The 18,091-nt window shown below is 69.8% G+C and carries 15 protein-coding genes; 8 read left to right on the top strand and 7 right to left on the bottom strand.

What is annotated here, in order from left to right; genetic code table 11:
• Positions 1 to 2 precede the first annotated feature (2 nt).
• Positions 3 to 356 carry a thiol-disulfide oxidoreductase DCC family protein gene (locus GGQ83_RS07830; protein ID WP_184383224.1) on the bottom strand — a complete coding sequence of 118 codons (354 nt, stop codon included), beginning with the start codon at positions 354 to 356 and terminating at the stop codon, positions 3 to 5.
• 50 nt (positions 357 to 406) lie between these two features.
• Here GGQ83_RS07830 and GGQ83_RS07825 point away from each other — a divergent pair, with 50 nt between their 5' ends.
• The gene (locus tag GGQ83_RS07825; RefSeq protein ID WP_242534918.1) at positions 407 to 928 is read left to right on the top strand and encodes a demethoxyubiquinone hydroxylase family protein; all 522 of its coding nucleotides are present in this window, start codon (positions 407 to 409) and stop codon (positions 926 to 928) included.
• A 231-nt stretch (positions 929 to 1,159) separates the two neighbouring features.
• On the opposite strand, the gene hemC is transcribed toward GGQ83_RS07825, so the two are convergent.
• From hemC to GGQ83_RS07795, 6 genes are read right to left on the bottom strand one after another with little or no spacing between them, the layout of a single operon-like run.
• Positions 1,160 to 2,179: a hydroxymethylbilane synthase gene (gene hemC / locus GGQ83_RS07820; protein WP_184383222.1), complete on the bottom strand. Its 1,020-nt coding sequence runs from the start codon at positions 2,177 to 2,179 to the stop codon at positions 1,160 to 1,162.
• 3 nt (positions 2,180 to 2,182) lie between these two features.
• Positions 2,183 to 3,373: a geranylgeranyl diphosphate reductase gene (locus tag GGQ83_RS07815; protein ID WP_184383221.1), complete on the bottom strand. Its 1,191-nt coding sequence runs from the start codon at positions 3,371 to 3,373 to the stop codon at positions 2,183 to 2,185.
• The gene (locus GGQ83_RS07810; protein ID WP_184383220.1) at positions 3,370 to 4,683 is read right to left on the bottom strand and encodes a BCD family MFS transporter; all 1,314 of its coding nucleotides are present in this window, start codon (positions 4,681 to 4,683) and stop codon (positions 3,370 to 3,372) included. The genes GGQ83_RS07815 and GGQ83_RS07810 overlap by 4 nt, the downstream gene beginning before the upstream one ends.
• The gene (gene chlG, locus GGQ83_RS07805; RefSeq protein WP_184383219.1) at positions 4,680 to 5,567 is read right to left on the bottom strand and encodes a chlorophyll synthase ChlG; all 888 of its coding nucleotides are present in this window, start codon (positions 5,565 to 5,567) and stop codon (positions 4,680 to 4,682) included. The genes GGQ83_RS07810 and chlG overlap by 4 nt, the downstream gene beginning before the upstream one ends.
• A 5-nt stretch (positions 5,568 to 5,572) precedes the next feature.
• On the bottom strand, positions 5,573 to 6,979 hold the full coding sequence (ppsR, locus tag GGQ83_RS07800; RefSeq protein WP_311727568.1) for a transcriptional regulator PpsR: 1,407 nt from the start codon (positions 6,977 to 6,979) through the stop codon (positions 5,573 to 5,575).
• 48 nt (positions 6,980 to 7,027) lie between these two features.
• Positions 7,028 to 7,855, bottom strand: coding sequence for a cobalamin B12-binding domain-containing protein (locus GGQ83_RS07795; RefSeq protein WP_184383218.1), 828 nt, complete (start codon positions 7,853 to 7,855; stop codon positions 7,028 to 7,030).
• 238 nt (positions 7,856 to 8,093) lie between these two features.
• Between GGQ83_RS07795 and bchF the strand changes: the two genes are divergently transcribed.
• From bchF to GGQ83_RS07760, 7 genes are read left to right on the top strand one after another with little or no spacing between them, the layout of a single operon-like run.
• Positions 8,094 to 8,642, top strand: coding sequence for a 2-vinyl bacteriochlorophyllide hydratase (gene bchF / locus GGQ83_RS07790; RefSeq protein ID WP_184383217.1), 549 nt, complete (start codon positions 8,094 to 8,096; stop codon positions 8,640 to 8,642).
• A gap of 5 nt (positions 8,643 to 8,647) precedes the next feature.
• Positions 8,648 to 9,910: a ferredoxin:protochlorophyllide reductase (ATP-dependent) subunit N gene (locus tag GGQ83_RS07785; RefSeq protein WP_184383216.1), complete on the top strand. Its 1,263-nt coding sequence runs from the start codon at positions 8,648 to 8,650 to the stop codon at positions 9,908 to 9,910.
• 4 nt (positions 9,911 to 9,914) lie between these two features.
• A complete protein-coding gene (gene bchB / locus GGQ83_RS07780) occupies positions 9,915 to 11,459 on the top strand; it encodes a ferredoxin:protochlorophyllide reductase (ATP-dependent) subunit B (RefSeq protein ID WP_184383215.1) in 1,545 nt (514 codons plus the stop codon).
• Complete coding sequence (locus GGQ83_RS07775) at positions 11,431 to 15,036, top strand: magnesium chelatase subunit H (protein ID WP_184383214.1); 3,606 nt, start codon at positions 11,431 to 11,433, stop codon at positions 15,034 to 15,036. Before bchB ends, GGQ83_RS07775 begins: the two co-directional genes overlap by 29 nt.
• Positions 15,033 to 15,947: a ferredoxin:protochlorophyllide reductase (ATP-dependent) iron-sulfur ATP-binding protein gene (bchL, locus tag GGQ83_RS07770; protein WP_184383213.1), complete on the top strand. Its 915-nt coding sequence runs from the start codon at positions 15,033 to 15,035 to the stop codon at positions 15,945 to 15,947. Before GGQ83_RS07775 ends, bchL begins: the two co-directional genes overlap by 4 nt.
• Positions 15,947 to 16,645, top strand: a complete 699-nt coding sequence (bchM, locus tag GGQ83_RS07765) for a magnesium protoporphyrin IX methyltransferase (protein WP_184383212.1) — start codon at positions 15,947 to 15,949, stop codon at positions 16,643 to 16,645. Before bchL ends, bchM begins: the two co-directional genes overlap by 1 nt.
• On the top strand, positions 16,642 to 18,078 hold the full coding sequence (locus tag GGQ83_RS07760; RefSeq protein ID WP_184383211.1) for a BCD family MFS transporter: 1,437 nt from the start codon (positions 16,642 to 16,644) through the stop codon (positions 18,076 to 18,078). Before bchM ends, GGQ83_RS07760 begins: the two co-directional genes overlap by 4 nt.
• The last annotated feature ends 13 nt before the right edge of the window (positions 18,079 to 18,091 follow it).

Below are 18,091 nucleotides of genomic sequence, written 5' to 3'. Positions count from 1 at the left end.
TCCTACCGCCGCCAGAGCCGCCTTGCGCCCAGGAAGCCGCGATACCCCAGCTCCAGCCCCTGCGCGATGCCTGGCCAGGCGGCGACGCGGCCCAGCCAGCGCCAGCCTGGCAGCGCCCCCCAGATGGCGGCGAAGGCCGCGGCGCCGTCGCGCAGGGTGCCATCGGCCATCCGCACATGCATCCGCCGCAGCGCGGCGTCGCGGTCAAGGTCCGGGCCAAGCTCAGCCTGCTGGCTGACATCCACGAAGGCGAGCGTCTCCGCCCCGCGCCGGGTGCGGTAATGCGCGATCTCGCGCGAGCAGACGGGGCAGGCGCCGTCATAATAGACGGTGGTGCAGCGGGGGGCTTCGGGCATGGCCCAGACATGGTCTGGACCTCCTTCGTGCCAACCCCATGTGGTTGCGCATGAACATTTATCCGGACTGGCTGGTGGCCGAACTCCGCTCCGACCATGCGGGCGAGACGGGCGCCGTGATGATCTACCGCGGCATCCTGGCCTTCTGCCGCGACGCCGAGCTGCGTGACTTCGCCGAGCGCCACATGGCGACCGAGCAGGGCCATCTACGCCTGCTGGAGGCCGAATTGCCGCCCGCCCAGCGCTCGCGCCTGCTGCCCATCTGGCGGGTGGCGGGCTGGGTCACGGGCGCCTTGCCCGCTCTGCTGGGGCCGCGCGCCGTCTATGCCACCATCGATTCGGTCGAGAGCTTCGTGGACCACCACTACCAGCAGCAGATCGACCGGCTGGACGCGGAGGGCATCTTCCCGGAACTCCGCGCCATGCTGGCCCGCTGCCAGGAGGAGGAGGTCCACCACCGCGACGAGGCGCGCGAACGCCATGCGGGCGTGGTGGGCGCCCTGCTGCGCGGCTGGTCCTGGATGGTGGGCGTGGGCAGCGAGGCGGCGGTCGCGGCGGCACGCCGGGTGTAGGGTGCGCCGCGGGAGGGCGCTGCCCTCCCGGACCCTCCCGCCGGGGACTTTTGGTCCCCGGACCCCTTCTTGAGATTTTGTGGGATTTGGCGGGAGGGGCGTCGCGCGAGCGCCCGTGGTGACGGGCGCACCTCGCCCCTCCCGCCAAATCCCACCAGGTCCCAAGGGTCCAGGGAACAAGTTCCCTGGCGGGGGAGCGCGAGGGGGCAGAGCCCCCTCGCAGGGTGCCTCCTACCCGAAGATGTCCGCCGGGCTGTCGGCCAGCAGTTCCTCGCCCAGCGCCTGGCCCAGCGCCACGGCATCCGTGGCGTGGCCCGTCAGCGTCCGGCGCAGCAGGAAGCTGCCATCGGCGCGGGCGACGAGGCCCGTCAGCCGGATTTCTCCCTCGGGCAGCAGACGCGCATGCCCGCCGATGGGGGTGCGGCAGGAGCCGTCCAGCGCGCCCAGGAAGGCGCGCTCGGCCAGGCTGACGGCGCGGGACTCCGTGTCGCAGATGGCGCTGAGCAGCTCATGCAGCTCCACGTCATCGGCGCGGACGGTGACGCCGATGATGCCCTGGCAGGCCGCCGGCACCATGACGTCCTCGCTGATGACCACGCCCGCGCGGTGGTCGAGCTCCAGCCGCTTCAGCCCCGCGATGGCGAGTAGGGAGGCGTCGAACTCGCCCGTGCCCACGCGAGAGAGGCGGGTCTGGACGTTGCCGCGGATCACCTCGCAGCGCAGGTCGGGGCGCGCATACAGCAGCTGCGCCTGGCGGCGGACCGAGGCCGTGCCGATCAGCGCGCCGAAAGGCAGGGCGCTGAAGGGCGAGGCGCCGGCCTGGCAGGCGGCCTCGGCCGTGCCCTCGCAGGCGGTGCCGAGCACGATGGCATCGCGCGGGTCCTCGCGGCGCAGCGTGCAGGCGAGCACGATGCCGGGGGGCAGCTCGGTCTCCAGGTCCTTCAGCGAATGCACCGCGAAATCCACGCGGCCATCGAGCAGCGCCTCGTGGATTTCCTTGGCGAAGAGGCCCTTGCCGCCGATCTCGGCGAGGCGCCGGTCCTGGATGCGGTCGCCGGCCGTGCTGATCTCGTGTTCCTCGAAGGCCTCCACATCACGCAGGATGGGGCAGACGCTGCGGATCAGGTCCAGGAAGTGCCGGGTCTGATAGAGTGCGAGTGGTGAGCCGCGCGTGCCGACCTTCAGCGGAAGGGTGGGGCCGTGATGCCGTGTCGCGCGCGCGCGGGCGTGGTGGGGGTGAGCCAGATCCATGTGTTAAGCCCTCGCCAGCCCGAGCAGATGGGCCATGTCCTTGAAGAAGATCTTGATGTGCGCCAGGGGGTCCTTCCGGACCAATTCCTTGTTCATGTAGGATTCCCAGGTGAGACGCTGGACATCCTTGTCCTCGCACATCTTCACGAAGTGCTCGCGCGTCCAGTCGGTCCGGTACCAGAAGGTCTGCATGATCCCGAGGATCCAGAAGACCTTGCCGTGGTCCTTCATGAAGCGCTTGCGCGCGGTCTTGAGCGCCGCCGCATCGCCGGTGGCGAGTGCCATCTGCACCGCCTCGGCGGCGAGCCGCCCGCCCAGCATGGCGTAGTAGATGCCCTCGCCCGAGGCGGGGGCGACCACGCCCGAGGTGTCGCCCGCCAGGACCACGTCGCGGCCATTGTCCCAGCGGCGCAGCGGCTTCATGGGGATGGGCGCGCCCTCGCGGCGGATGGTCTCGAAGCCTGCGAGGCCGTGCTGTTCACGCACCTCGGCCGTCGCGCCGCGCAGCGAGAAGCCCTTGCGCGCGCTGCCCGTGCCGATGCTGGCGCTGTCGCCATGCGGGAAGATCCAGGCGTAGAAATCGGGGCTGGTGCGGCCGTTGTAGATCACGTCGCAGCGGGTGGCCTCGTAGCTGCCGCGCGCCGCCACGTCCTCGGGCACCTTCACGATCTCGTGATAGGCGAAGACGCATTTCGGATGGGCCTGGCCGGGAATGGCCTGGCGGGCCAGGTCGCTGCGGGCGCCATTGGCCAGGATCACCATGCGCGCGCGGAGGCGCCGGGCGGGGCCTTCCTTCGGCTCGAAGGCGATGGCGGCGGTGCCGTCGGGGTCACGTTCCAGCGCGGTGGCCTCGCCGGTGATGCGGTCCGCGCCGGCTTCGGTCGCGCGCACGCGAAGCCATTCGTCGAACTCGCAGCGGTCCACCATGCCGACATAGCCATTCTCGACCGGCATGGGCACGCGCTTGCCCTTGGGCGAGATGATGTCGGCGCAGGTGATCTTCGCCTTCAGCAGATAGTCCGGGATGGCGAAGTCCCTGATGGCGCGGGGCGGGATGGCGCCGCCGCAGGGCTTGATGCGCCCCGCGCGGTCCAGCAGCGCCACGCGCTTGCCCGTCCGCGCCAGGTCATGCGCCGCTGTGGCACCCGAGGGGCCGCCGCCGACGACAAGGACGTCATAGGTTTCCGATGTCACGTGACGGCCTCCTTCAGGGGCGGAATGGGGAAGAGGGGGCGGGGGGCCACCGTCAGCCGTGCCGCGAGCACGGCGGCCACCAGGAAAAGAGCCGACTGGAAGAGAAAGACCGCGCCATAGCCCGCCGCCGCGCTGCCGAGGCCCGCGCGGGCGATGTCAGCCAGCACGGCACCCGCGAAGCCGCCGATGGCGAAGGCGATGGCCTGCGCCGCGCCCCAGAGGCCCATGCGCGTGCCCGCGCGGCCCGCGCCGGCCAGTTGCATCATGCTGGCAATGGCGGCCGCGGCGAAGGCGCCGGTCGCGAAGCCGAGGCCCATGTAGATCAGCGTCAGCGGCGGCGCCGCCATCTCGGGGGTGGCCGAAAGCACGACCAGCATGGCCCCGGAGCCGATGCAGCCCCCCACCATCCAGCCGCGCAGAGAGGCCAGCCGCGCGCCCAGCACGCCGCTGCCGAAGATGGCCATCACGATCATGCCCGCCAGCGTGCCGGCGTTCTGCAGCCCGGCGAGCGTGGTGGACTGGCCGATGGTCATGCCGAAGACCTGGCCCGCGAAGGGCTCGATGATCAGATCGCTCAGGTTGTAGGCCAGCATCGAGACGAAGACGAAGATGGTGAAGCGCCGCGCCGTGGCGTCGGACCAGACCTCGCCCAGCACGGCGCGGAAGCTGGGCTTGGGGCCCATGGCGGCCGCGTGGGGGGCGGGCGGCGCGGCCACGGAATTCTCCACCCCGCGCACCGCCAGTGTCGCGATGCACACCGCGATCAGCGAGATGACGGCGGTGACGGCCACAAGGCGCTCGGGCGAGAAGGGGTCTAGGAAGCGGCCCGCCGTGGTCGCCGTCACCGCGAAGCCCGCGATCATCATCACCCAGAGGATGGTGGCGGCCGGCGCACGGCGCTGCGGCGCGACCTTGGCGGCCACCAGCGCCAGGAGCGAGGTGCCCGCGGCACCCGAACCGAGGCCCACCAGGAAGAAGCCCAGCGCCGCAACCACGACGCCCAGGACGAAGAAGCTGCCCATCAGCGCCACACCCAGCGCCGCGACCGCGCCGCCCGCGCCCAGCACCGCCATGCCGCCGATGATCCAGGGGGTGCGCCGACGCCCCATGTCGCTGCCATAGCCCAGGCGCGGCCGCAGCATCTGCACGCCGTGATGGATGCCGACCAGCAGCCCGGGCAGGGTGGCGGGCAGGGCCAGTTCCACCACCATCACGCGGTTCAGCGTGGTCGTGGTCATGATGATGATGGCGCCGAGTGCCGTCTGTACGAGGCCAAGGCGGATGATGGAGGTCCAGGACAGCCCGCTCATGCCATGGCCCTCAGCGCGAAGGCGGCGGCCAGCATGCCCAGCACATAGGGTCCCACGCCGGTCGCGTTGTACCAGGGGGCGAGCTTGCGGGGGTCGGTCAGCATCCGGCGCATGGCCCAGACTTGCACGCCGATCAGCGCCAGGATGATGATCGGGCTCAACACCGCGCCCCAGGCGAAGAGAAGCCCCACCACCACGAATTGCGGCACCGCCATCATCCAGCAGGCGACCAGCGCCGCGCGCTCGGGGCCGAGCAGCACGGGCAGGGAATTGATGCCGGTGCGGCGATCGCCTTCAATGGCCTTGAAATCGTTCAGGGTCATGATGCCATGGGCGCCGATGCCATAGAGGAGCGCGATCAGCAGCACCTCAGCCCTGGGCGCGCCGCCGGCCATGATGGCGGCGGCCGTGATCCAGGGCAGCGTCTCGTAGGAGAGGCCCGTGGCCGTGCAGCCCAGCCAGCCATTCAGCTTCAGCCGCAGCGGCGGCGCCGAGTAGATCCAGGCCAGGATCAGCGCCACAACCGTCGCGCCGAAGCCCCAGGGGCCGAGCGCCGCCGCCACCAGCAGCGACATGCACGACCAGAAGATGGCGATGTAGAGGCCCCAGCGCCCCGGGATGCGCCCCGAGGGAATCGGCCGGTCGGGCTCGTTGATCGCGTCCACATGCCGGTCGAACCAGTCATTCACCGCCTGCGACGTGGCGCAGACCATGGGCCCGGCCAGCAGCAGGCCCAGCGCCAGGTAGCCCCACTTGCCCTCGAAGCTGGCGCCCGAGGCCACCGCGCCGCACAGGAAGGCCCAGACCGGCGGAAACCAGGTGACGGGCTTGAACAGCTCCAGCACCGCTGAGGGGTCGAGACGGGTGAGGGTTCGGCCGGACATCGCGATCAGCTCTCCTCGTCCGGGCCGAGGTCGCCAATGCCGTAGCGGCGCAGCTTCACGTAGAGCGACTGCCGCGACAGCCCCAGCATCTCGGCCGCGGAGGCGCGGTTGTTGTTCGTGAGTTCGAGGGCCGCCTCGATGGCAAGCTTCTCGATGACGTCGGTGGCCTCGCGCACCAGCTCCTTCAGCGGCACCCGGCCCACGAGTTCCGTGAGCTGGCCGGCCGCGGCGGGCAGGGTGGGCGGCCCGGTCTCGATGGGGGCGGGACGGGGGCCGATGTCGCGGATGGTGAAGCCGAAGCACTGCTGCCCGCCATCGAGGACGGAGGCGGCCGAGACCTCGACCTCGGCCTCCGCGCCCTGGTCCCCGCGGATTCGGGTACGGAACAGCCGCACCGGGCCACGCCCGCGCACCTGCGCCAGCAGCACGTCCAGTTCCACCGCCTGGCGGCCGAGGAAGCGGGAGAGTTCCTCGCCCCGCGCCGTCGCCTCATTGGGCAGTTGCACGAGTTCGAGGAAGGCCGGGTTGGCGGTGATGATGCGGCCATCGGCGGCCGTCAGCACGAAGGCGTCGGGCGTGCTTTCCACGAAATCCGCAAGACGGGCGCGGGATTCCGGGATGGGGCTCTCGCCCGAATCGCCGCCGAGGAAGGCGAGGCGCACCAGGAAGAGCGAGCTGCGCTCATGCCGAAGCAGCGAGGCCGAGAGCAGCGCCTCGCGCCTGGTGCCCCGCATGGAAACCCGACGCTCCTCGGCCGTGCCGGCGGCGCGCACGGTGGCGAGCAGCGCCTCGACCCGCGCGCGGTCCTCGGGCGCGAAGGCGTCGAGGAAGGAGGGTTGTGCGCCGAAGATGCGGTCCGCGGCGAGGTTCGCCTCCAGCACGCGCAGGCTCGCGGCATCCAGCACCATCACCGGCTCGCCCGACATCTGGAAGAGCAGGCGATAGCGCGTCTCGGCCTGGCGCAGCCTGCCGTATTCGCGCTCCATGGCCTGCTGTGCCTCGACGAGGCGCTGCTGGAGGGAGGCGAGAAGGCGCAGGTCACGCGCGAAGAGCACCACGCGGTCGGTGCCCGGCAGCCGGTTGGCCGCGCAGAGTAACGGAATGGACGCACCATCCGCCGCACGCAGATTGAGATGCCGCCAGCGCGGCATGTCCTGGGCCGAGACCTCGCCCAGCATGTCATGAACCTTGGAGCGGCTGTCCTCGGCAACGGCGTCTGCAAGCGCGCGGCCAAGCCACGCCTTGCGTCCGCCCAGCGCTGCCGCCAGGTCCGCATTGCCAAAGGCCATGTCGCGGATCACTCCCGCACCGTCCATCACGAGCGTGGCGTCAGCCGCCGCCGCGATGAGGCGAGAGGCAGCCTCCGCATCCATGACCCCCAGCGACTGGCTCGGGGTACCGAAACCCAACACGTGCGGCTTGTTCCTTTTGAAGATGGGAGGAGAAGCATGGCGTGAACATCACGAATGCGCGGCCATCAAGCCCACGAGGCCTTCTGCGCGCGAAAGGGCCCCGGCGGCGTCATCGGCGGTCGCATCGGCGCCCGCCATCGCGGCCTTCGCGGCATCGTCCTGGAAGGCGGCACCGCCCACCATGACCGCCACGTCGGGGTTGAAGGAATGGGTGCGTATCGAGGCGATCAGCCCGGGCAGGGCCGGCAGGCGCTCCGAGACGCCACAGGACAGGGCCACCACGCCGAACCATTCGCGTGAAACGCGGCGGCGCAGTTCCTTCTCCGTGCCGCCGCAATCCTGCGCGACGTGCCAGCCGCCGGCGCGGAAGAACTCCGCCACCATGGCGATGCCGAAGCTGTGCTGCTCGCCCGGCATGGGCAGCATCAGGGCCGAGCGGCGCTGCGAACCCACCCGGCCGCCGGCCAGCGAAGGCGCGAGGTCATGCAGGACGGATTGCAGCGCCAGCATGCCCAGCGTGACCTCGACGAAGCCGCAACGGTCCTGCTTCCACCAGTCGCCCAGCTCGCGTGCCACGGTTGTCAAGGTAACAAGACAGAGCGATTCGGCGCTGTCGCCCTGCTGTCTTTTCGTCCTGACAGCGGCCAGCAGCCCTTCGGCATTCCCGGCAATGGCGAGGCGAGCCAGGCGCTCCGTCTCGGACTGGTCCGCGGCCTCGCGGGCCTCGCCGATGCGGGGCAGGATTTCGCGGCTGAGCGCCGTTTCGATATGGGTGGTGAGGCGCAGGATGCGGCGTTCGAGCACGGCGGTCGCATGGCTGCCGCGGTATGGCGTGGAGCGCTTCGGTGGCGCGACCCTGGCCTGTGTGTGCAGCATTATCCGCCCTCGGACCGTTCCCTGACGTCCGGATCATCGGCGGAACGCGCCCCATCTGTCAACGCATCTTTACGTCAATCTTGCTTGACATACGCGGTCCCAGCCTCCTAGCTTTCACTCGTTCGGAGCGATCCGGCCGTCGGAATCCGGGATGTGGGCCAAGGCTCCGTTCCGGTTTCGCCCAAGCGGGCAGGCGGCGGCACGAGAAGCGGTTCCGATGCGGAGGGGTAGTCAAGACATGCTGTCAGGCCCGGTTCTCGACCGTCTCATCGCCGCGGTGGATTCCTGCCCTTACGGCACCAGCGCCGGGCGCACCCACCGCCAGCGCACGCCACGCCCTCTCTATACGCCTGAGGAGCGCGTGCGCCGTGACGCGACGCCCTGGACGATGGTGCAGGGCATCCTGGCCCCCGTGCAGTTTCTGGTGTTCCTGGTCAGCCTCGGCCTCGTGCTGAACTACCTGGCCACGGGCCAGGGCCTGTGGGCCGCCGAGGCCTCGGTCGTGGTGAAGACGCTGGTGCTCTACACCATCATGATCACGGGTTGCGTGTGGGAACGCGTGGTCTTCGGGAAGTATCTCTTCGCGCCCTCCTTCTTCTGGGAGGACGTGTTCTCCATGCTGGTCCTGGCGCTGCACACCGCCTATCTCGGCGCGCTGCTGTTCGCCTGGGGCGACACCTACTTTCAGATGTGGCTGGCGCTGGCCGCCTACGCCGCCTACGTCATCAACGCGGGCCAATTCGTGTGGAAGCTGCGCATAGCGCGCCTCCAGGCGCGGGGCACCTGAGCACCATGCTGGACCACGTCCCCGCCAGCGGCTGCGACACCCGCCCCATCCTGCGTGAGCGCGGCCAGCGCGAGGTCTTCTGCGGGCTGACCGGCATCGTCTGGATGCACCGCAAGATCCAGGACGCCTTCTTCCTGGTCGTGGGCAGCCGCACCTGCGCGCACCTGCTGCAATCGGCCGCCGGCGTCATGATCTTCGCCGAGCCGCGCTTCGCCACCGCCATCCTGGATGAGCGCGACCTCGCGGGCCTTGCCGACGCGCAGGAGGAGCTGGACCGCAACGTGGCGCGCCTGCTGGAGCGCCGGCCGGACATCAAGCTCCTGTTCCTGGTGGGCTCCTGCCCGTCGGAGGTCATCAAGCTCGACCTGCATCGCGCCGCACAGCGCCTCGATCGCCGCTTCAACGGCGTGCGGGTGCTGAACTATTCGGGCAGCGGCATCGAGACCACCTTCACCCAGGGCGAGGATGCCTGCCTCGCGGCGTTGGTGCCGGAGCTTCCCTCCACCGACTCGGCGCAGCTCGTCATCGTGGGCGCGCTGGCCGAGGTGGTGGAGGACCAGTGGCGCCGCCTCTACGCTGCCATGGGCGTGACCAACCTGGCCTTCCTGCCCGCCCGCCGCGCCGGTGACATGCCGGCCGTGGGGCAGGGCACGCGCTACCTCCTGGCGCAGCCCTTCCTGGCCGAGACGGCGCGGCTGCTGGATGCGCGCGGTGCGCGCCACATCCCCACCCTCTTTCCCCTGGGGGCCGAGGGCACCACCGCCTTCCTGCGCGCCGGCGCCGAGTCCATGGGCGTGGGCGCAGGCCGCTTCGCCGAGGCCACCGCGGCCGCCGAGGCGCGCGCCCGTGCGGCGCTGGAGGGCCCCCGCGCGCGCCTCGCTGGCAAGCGCATCTTCTTCTTCCCGGATTCGCAGCTCGAAGTGCCGATGGCGCGCTTCCTCACCCGCGAATGCGGGATGGAGGCCGTCGAGATCGGCACGCCCTACCTGCACCGCGCGCATCTGGCGGCCGAGATGCCGCTGCTGCCCGCCGCGGCCACCCTCTCCGAAGGGCAGGATGTGGAACGCCAGCTCGATCGCTGCCTGGCGGCGCGGCCGGACCTGGTGGTGTGTGGCCTGGGCCTTGCGAATCCGCTGGAGGCGCAGGGCATCACGACCAAGTGGTCCATTGAGCTCGTCTTCACCCCGGTGCAGGGCTACGACCAGGCGGCGGACCTCGCCAGCCTCTTCGCGCGCCCCTTCGCGCGCCGCGACATGCTGAGGGTCTGAGGCCATGCAGCTCACGCTCTGGACCTATGAGGGCCCGCCGCATGTGGGGGCGATGCGTGTCGCGACCGGCATGGAGGGGCTGCACTATGTGCTGCACGCGCCCCAGGGCGACACCTACGCCGACCTGCTGTTCACGATGATCGAGCGGCGCTCCAAGCGCCCGCCCGTCACCTACACGACCTTCCAGGCGCGCGACCTGGGCGGCGACACGGCGGAGCTTTTCAAGCGCGCCCTGCTGGACGCGGCCGAGCGGTTCAAGCCGCAGGCCTTCATCGTCGGCGCCTCCTGCACGGCGGAGCTGATCCAGGACGACCCGGGCGGCCTCGCGGCCACGGCGGGCCTGGATGTGCCCGTGGTGCCGGTGGAGCTGCCCTCCTACTCCAAGAAGGAGAACTGGGGCGCGGCCGAGACCTTCTATCAGCTGGTGCGGCGCTTCGCGGTGAAGGCTGAGCAGCGCCCGGCCACCTGCAACGTGCTCGGGCCGACGGCGCTGGGTTTCCGGCATCGCGACGACGTGAAGGAGGTGTGCGGCCTGCTGGCGCGGCTCGGCATCACGGTCAATGTTGTGGCGCCGATGGGCTCCACGCCAGCCGATCTTACGCGGCTGGGCGAGGCCAGCTTCAACGTGGTGCTCTACCCCGAGACGGCGGGCACCGCGGCCTCCTGGATGCAGCGCAACCTGGGCCAGCCCTTCACCAAGACCGTGCCCATCGGCGTGGGCGCCACGCGCGAATTCATCGCCGAGGTGGCCGCGCTGGCCGGCGTGGACGCGACCGCTCTGCTGGCCGCCGAGGAAAGCCGCCTGCCCTGGTATTCGCGCAGCGTGGACAGCACCTACCTCACCGGCAAGCGCGTCTTCATCTTCGGCGATGCGACCCACGCCGTCGCCGCCGCCCGCGTGGCGCGCGAGGAGCTGGGCTTCGAGGTTGTGGGCCTCGGCACCTATTCGCGCGAGCAGGCGCGCGAGGTGCGGGAGGCCGCGAAGGCTTTGGGCCTCGAGGCGCTCATCACGGATGACTACCTGGCGGTGGAGCAGGCCATCGCCGACGCCCACCCCGAGCTGGTGCTGGGCACGCAGATGGAGCGCCACACGGCCAAGCGGCTGGGTGTGGCCTGCGCCGTGATCTCGGCACCCGTCCATGTGCAGGACTTCCCCGCGCGGCATTCGCCGCAGATGGGATTCGAAGGCGCCAATGTGATCTTCGACACCTGGGTCCATCCGCTGATGATGGGCCTGGAGGAACACCTGATCGGGATGTTCCGCGAGGATTTCGAGTTCAACGACCAGGCGCCCTCGCATCTCGGCCACAAGGCGGCCCCCGCGCCGCCGCCCGTGCGCGAGGCGCCGCCCATGGTCGAGGCCGTGGCCGTGCTGGAAGCGCCTGTTGAGACGCGCTGGGCACCCGATGCCGAGGCCGAGCTGAAAAAGATCCCCTTCTTCGTTCGCGGCAAGGCCCGCCGGAACACGGAAGCCTTCGCCCGGATGACGGGCGTTGCCACCATCACCGTCGAGACCCTGTATGACGCAAAAGCTCATTACTCGCGGTAGCCCCCTCCATCTCGTCATCGTGACGATGGACAGCCATCTCGGGCAGGCGGTGGACCGCGCGCGCGACATGCTGTTGCGGGATTGCCCGGGGGTGCGGCTGATCGTCCACTCCGCCGATGAATGGGGCAGCGACCCGGTGGCGCTGGCCGCCTGCCGTGCCGACATCGCGCGCGCCGACATCCTGGTGGCCGGCATGCTGTTCCTGGATGAGCATGTGCGCGCCGTGCAGGATGCGATCGCGGCCAGGCGCGATGCCACCATGGCCACCGTCTGCCTGCTCTCGGCCGGCGAGATCGTGAAGATGACGCGGCTGGGCAAGTTCGACATGTCCACCGAGGCGCGTGGCGCCATGGCGCTGCTGAAGAAGCTGCGCGGGTCGAAGGGCAAGAACACCTCCGGCCGCGGCCAGATGAAGACGCTGGCCATGCTGCCCAAGCTGCTGCGCTGGATTCCCGGCACGGCGCAGGACGTGCGCATCTACATGCTGGCCCTGCAATACTGGCTGGCGGGCTCGGCCGAGAACATCGCGAACCTGGCGCGCATGCTGGTGCAGCGCTATGGCGGCCATGCCAAGCTGCAGGTGGGCGCGCCGGTGGAATACCCCGATGTGGGGCTCTACCACCCCGGCCTGCCCGGCCGCATCGCGGAGAATGTCGCGCAGCTGCCGCAGGCGGGCGCACAAGGCCGCGTGGGGGTGCTGCTGCTGCGCTCCTATGTGCTGGCGGACAACGCGGCGCATTACCGCGGCGTGATCGAGGCGTTGGAGGCCAAGGGACTTTCGGTGGTTCCGGCCTTCGCGGCCGGTCTTGACCAGCGCCCCGCCATCGAGCGCTTCTTCCTCAATGACGGACAGCCCATCGTGGATGCGGTGGTGTCGTTGACAGGGTTCTCGCTGGTGGGCGGGCCCGCCTACAACGACGCCCGCGCGGCCGAGGAGATGCTGGCGAAGCTCGATGTACCCTACATCGCGGCCCACCCCCTCGAATTCCAGACGATCGTGGACTGGCAGGCCGATCATCGCGGCCTGACGCCGGTCGAGGCCACGATGATGGTGGCCATCCCCGAGCTCGACGGCGCGATCATGCCAATGACCTTCGGCGGTCGCTGCGGCACGGATGACCTGAAGCAGCGCTGCCCGGGCTGCGACGGCATCCGCTGCAAGGGCAACATGGTCCCTCACCATGAGCGTGCGGTGACGCTGGCGCAGCGCGTGGCCCGCATGGTGGCGCTGCGGCGCAAGGCGCGGGCCGAGCGGCGCGTGGGCCTCGTCATCTTCAACTTCCCGCCCAATGCGGGGAACACCGGCACGGCCGCCTATCTCGCGGTGTTCGACAGCATCTACGCGACGCTGCGCGCCATGCGGGCCCAAGGCTACGATGTGGAGCTGCCCGAAAGCGCCGATGCGCTGCGCGAACGCATCCTGAACGGCAACCGCGAACGCTTCGGCGCGCTTGCCAATGTCGCCGCGCGCATGCCGGTGGATGAGCATGTGCGCCGCCAGAGCTGGCTCGCGGAGATCGAGCGGCAGTGGGGCCCCGCACCCGGCCGCCTGCAGACCGACGGCGCGACGCTGCATATCCTGGGCGAGCGCTTCGGCAATGTCTTCGTGGGCGTGCAGCCCGGTTTCGGCTATGAGGGCGACCCGATGCGCCTGCTCTTCGAGCAGGGCTTCGCCCCCACCCACGCCTTCGCCGCCTTCTATCGCTGGCTGCGCGAGGAGTTCGCCGCCGACGCCGTGCTGCATTTCGGCACCCATGGCGCACTGGAGTTCATGCCGGGCAAGCAGGCCGGCATGTCCAAGGATTGCTGGCCCGACCGGCTGATCGGCGACCTGCCCAACTTCTACCTCTACGCATCCAACAATCCTTCCGAGGGCATGCTGGCCAAGCGGCGCGCTAATGCCACGCTGATCAGCTACCTGACGCCGCCCGTGGCCCATGCCGGGCTGTATCGTGGGCTGCTGGACCTGAAGGCCAGCCTCGACCGCTGGCGGGCACTGGATCCCGAGAGCGGTGATGCGACGGACATGCTGACCATGCTCCAGGCCCAGGCCGCCGCGGTGGACCTGGCCGAGGCCGAACCGCAATGGGAGCTGGAGGGCATCGTGGCCCGGCTGCACAAGCTGGCGAACGACCTGCTGGAGTTGGAATACACGCTGATCCCGCACGGGCTGCACAGCCTGGGCGTGGTCCACACTCCCGCCCAGCGCGAGGAATTGCTGGACGCGGCGGGTGTGACGGATGCGACCGAGCGCGCGCGCCTTGGCGCCCTGCTGGGCGAGGACCACGAAATCCCGGCCATCCTCCACGCGCTCGATGGCGGCTATGTCCGCCCCGCGCCGGGTGGCGACCTGCTGCGGACCACCGACGTGCTGCCCACCGGCCGCAACATCCATGGCTTCGATCCCTTCCGCATACCTTCCGCCTTCGCGGTGGAGGATGGCGCGCGCCAGGCCGAACGCCTGCTGGCGCGCCATGTCGAGACCAGCGGTGCGCTGCCCGAGACCATCGCCGTCGTCCTCTGGGGCACCGACAACCTCAAGACCGAGGGTGGGCCGCTCGCCCAGGCGCTGTGGCTGATGGGCGCCGAGCCGCGGCTCGATGGTTATGGCCGCGTGTGCGGCGCGCAACTCGTGCCGCTGGAGCGTCTTGGGCGGCCGCGGGTGGATGTGATGATCAGCCTCTCGGGCATCTTCCGCGACCTGCTGCCCATGCAGACCAAGCTGCTGGCCGAGGCCGCGCTGCTGGCCGCCGGCGCCGATGAGGCGCCCGAGCGTAACTTCATCCGCAAGCACGCGCTGGCGCTGATGGCGGAGAAGGGCATCTCGCTGGAGGACGCCGCGTTGCGCGTCTTCGGCAATGCCGAGGGCACCTATGGCGCCAACGTCAACCTGACCGTGGACAACGGCGCCTGGCAGGACGAAGACGAACTCGCCGACACCTACATGAAGCGCAAGGGCTTCGCCTATGGCGTGGACGGGCACCCCCGCCGCCAGGAGGCGACCATGGCGCATCTGCTGAGCACGGTGGAATGCGCCTACCAGAACCTCGACAGCGTCGAGAGCGGCATCACCACCATCAGCCATTACTTCGACAGCCTGGGCGGCATCAGCCGCGCCGCCCGCCGAGCCCGCGGTGGCAAGGACACGGCGGTCTACATCGGTGACCAGACGCGCGGCGCGGGCAAGATCCGCACGCTGGCCGAGCAGGTCACGCTGGAAAGCCGCACCCGCGCCCTGAACCCGAAATGGTTCGAGGCGATGCTGACCCATGGCTATGAGGGCGTGCGCCAGATCGAGGAGCACGTCACCAACACCATGGGCTGGTCGGCCACGACGGGCCAGGTGGCGCCCTGGGTCTATCAGCACCTCGCGCAGACCTACATGCTCGACCCCGAGATGCGCGCGCGCCTGGCCGCACTCAACCCGACCGCTTCCGTGAAGATCGCGAACCGCCTGATCGAGGCCACCGAGCGCAGCTACTGGGCGCCGGACGAAGCCACGCTCGAGGCGCTGCGACGCGCGGGAGAGGAACTCGAAGATCGCCTTGAGGGGATCACGCCGGAGATGGCCGCATGAACAAGATCGTCCGCACGGAGCTCATCCGTGGCTCGAATCGCGAAAAGGTTGGCGATGGCTCTGGCAGCGTCCAGGTGCACATGGACCAGGTGGCCAAGATCGACACCGCCAAGGTCTTCGCCGTCTATGGCAAGGGCGGCATCGGCAAGAGCACGACCAGCTCGAACCTTTCTGTCGCCTTCGCCAAGCTCGGCAAGCGGGTGCTGCAGATCGGCTGCGACCCCAAGCACGACAGCACCTTCACGCTGACCAAGTGCATGATCCCCACCGTGATCGACGTGCTGGAGGGTGTGGACTTCCACGCCGAGGAACTCCGCCCGGAGGATTTCGTGGTGGAGGGCTATGCCGGGGTGATGTGCGTGGAGGCGGGCGGCCCGCCGGCCGGCACGGGCTGCGGCGGCTATGTCGTCGGCCAGACGGTGAAGCTGCTGAAGGAGCATCACCTGCTGGAAGACACCGATGTGGTGATCTTCGACGTGCTGGGCGACGTGGTGTGCGGCGGCTTCGCCGCCCCCCTGCTGCATGCGGACCGCGGCGTGATCGTGGCGGCGAACGACTTCGACAGCATCTTCGCGATGAACCGCATCGTCGCCGCCATCCACGCCAAGGCGAAGAACTACGGCGTGCGGCTGGGCGGCGTCATCGCCAACCGCAGCGCGGCCACCGACCAGATCGAGCGCTACAACGACCGCACCGGCATGAAGCTGCTGGGGCATTTCCAGGACCTGGACGCCATCCGCCGCTCGCGCCTCAAGAAGCAGACGCTGTTCGAGATGGACGCCACCCCCGAGATCAAGGCCGTGCAAGATGAATACCTGCGCATCGCCGCCCTGCTCTGGGCCGGCGTGGAGCCGGTGGAGGCCGAGGCGTTGAAGGATCGCGACATCTTCGACCTGCTGGGTTACGACTGATGCAAAGCGGCACCTACACCGCCCGCAGGGGCGAGCTCGAAACCTATTTCGACCGCACCGCCTCCGAGAACTGGGCGCGGCTGACCTCGGAAGCGCCCGTCAGCGGCATCCGCGCCACGGTGCGCGCGGGCCGCAACGCGATGCGCGAGACGCTCCTCTCCTGGCTGCCCGGCGACATGACGGGGCTGCGGCTGCTTGACGCCGGCTGCGGCACGGGCGCCCTGGCCAATGAGGCCGCCCGTCGTGGCGCCGAAGTGGTGGCCGTGGACCTCGCCGGCACGCTGATCGAACACGCGCGGGATCGCGCCGCGCATCTGGGCGGCAACCAGCCCGATTTCCGCGTGGGCGACATGCTGGACGAGACGCTGGGCAGCTTCGACCACATCGTGGCCATGGACAGCCTGATCCACTACAAGCCCGCCGACATCGTGGACGCACTGGCCCGGGCTTCGGCCCGCTGCCGCCGCTCGATCATCTTCACCGTGGCGCCGCAGACGCCGATGCTGTCGGTGATGCACGCGGTGGGCCGGATGTTCCCGCGCAGTGACCGCGCGCCCTTCATCGAGCCGCTGGCGGAAGCCAAGCTGCGCCGCCTGATCGCGGCCGACCCGCGCCTCTCGGATTTCGCGCCGGGCCGGCACCGGCGCATCAAGAGCGGCTTCTACACCTCCCACGCGTATGAGTGGGTCCGGCGATGAGCACCGAGCGCTTCAGCCTCGCGCGGCAATGGATGAAGATCAGCCCGTCCATGCTGCCCTTCGCGGATGCGGCCTCGGCCGATGTGCCGCTGAGCCGGCTGTTGCGCCTGTCGCTCTTCCAGATCTCGGTGGGCATGGCGGCGGTGCTGCTGATCGGCACGCTGAACCGCGTGATGATCGTGGAGCTGGGCGTGCCGGCGGGGCTGGTGGCCGTGATGGTGGCCCTGCCGCTGGTCTTCGCACCGCTGCGCGCGTTGATCGGGTTCAGGTCGGACAATCACAAATCCGTGCTGGGCTGGCGGCGCGTGCCCTATCTTTGGTTCGGCACCATCTTCCAGTTCAGCGGCTTTGCGATGATGCCCTTCGCGCTGCTGATCTTGTCGGGTGACACATGGGCGCCGCCCATCGCGGGCCAGATCTCGGCCGCCATCTGCTTCCTGCTGGTGGGCGCGGGGATGCATATGACGCAGACGGTGGGCCTCGCTCTCGCCACCGACATCTCGCCGCGCGAAAAGCAGCCCAAGGTGGTGGCGCTGATGTCCGTCATGCTGCTGCTGGGCATGCTGGGCAGCGCGCTGGTCTTCGGCCTGCTGCTGACGCCCTTCAGCCAGATCAAGCTGATCCAGGTGATCCAGGGCGTGGCCGGCGCCACCATGATCCTGAACTTCGTGGCCATCTGGAAGCAGGAAGTGCGCGACCCCGCGCGCTCCGCCGCGCTGCCGGAAGACCCGAGCTTCCGCCAGGCCTGGCGCGAGCTGAAGTCCACTGGGCCCTGGACGCGGCGGATCGTCGCCATCAGCCTCGGCACCTTCGGCTTCGCCATGCAGGACATCCTGCTGGAGCCTTATGGCGGCGAAATCCTTGGCCTCGAGGTCGGCACGACCACGCTGCTCACCGCGCTTTTCGCCTTCGGCGGCGTGAACGGCTTCATGCTGGCCTCGGGCTGGATCGGACGCGGCGCCTGCGCCAACCGCATCGCCGGCTATGGCATGGGCTGGGGCACGCTGGCCTTCGCCTGCGTGATGCTGGCCGCCCCCTTCGACAGCCCGCTGATGTTCGCCCTCGGTTCCCTGCTGATCGGCTTCGGCGGCGGGCTCTTCGCCCATGGCACGCTGACCAGCTGCATGCAGGCGGCACCGCCCGACAAGATCGGCCTGACGCTGGGCATCTGGGGCGCGGCGCAGGCCACGAGCGCGGGCATCGCCATCGCGCTGGGCGGCCTCATGCGCGACGTGGTCAGTCATCTGGCCGAAGCGGGCGCGCTCGGCCCGGCCCTGACCGGGCCGGCGGTGGGCTACTGTGTCGTCTACCTCATCGAAATCGTCGTGCTGTTCGCGGGCATCATCGCGATCGGTCCGCTCGTCCGGGGCTCCCTTGTCCCGGAATCCCTTACCGAACCGCGCGGTGCCGCAGCACCGCAGACCGCCCACTAGGGCGAAAGGAGAG

Source organism: Roseococcus suduntuyensis, from assembly GCF_014196305.1.
GTDB lineage: Bacteria > Pseudomonadota > Alphaproteobacteria > Acetobacterales > Acetobacteraceae > Roseococcus > Roseococcus suduntuyensis.
The sequence above is the reverse complement of the archived record's forward strand: the minus strand, read 5'-3'. Positions and strand labels throughout refer to the sequence as shown.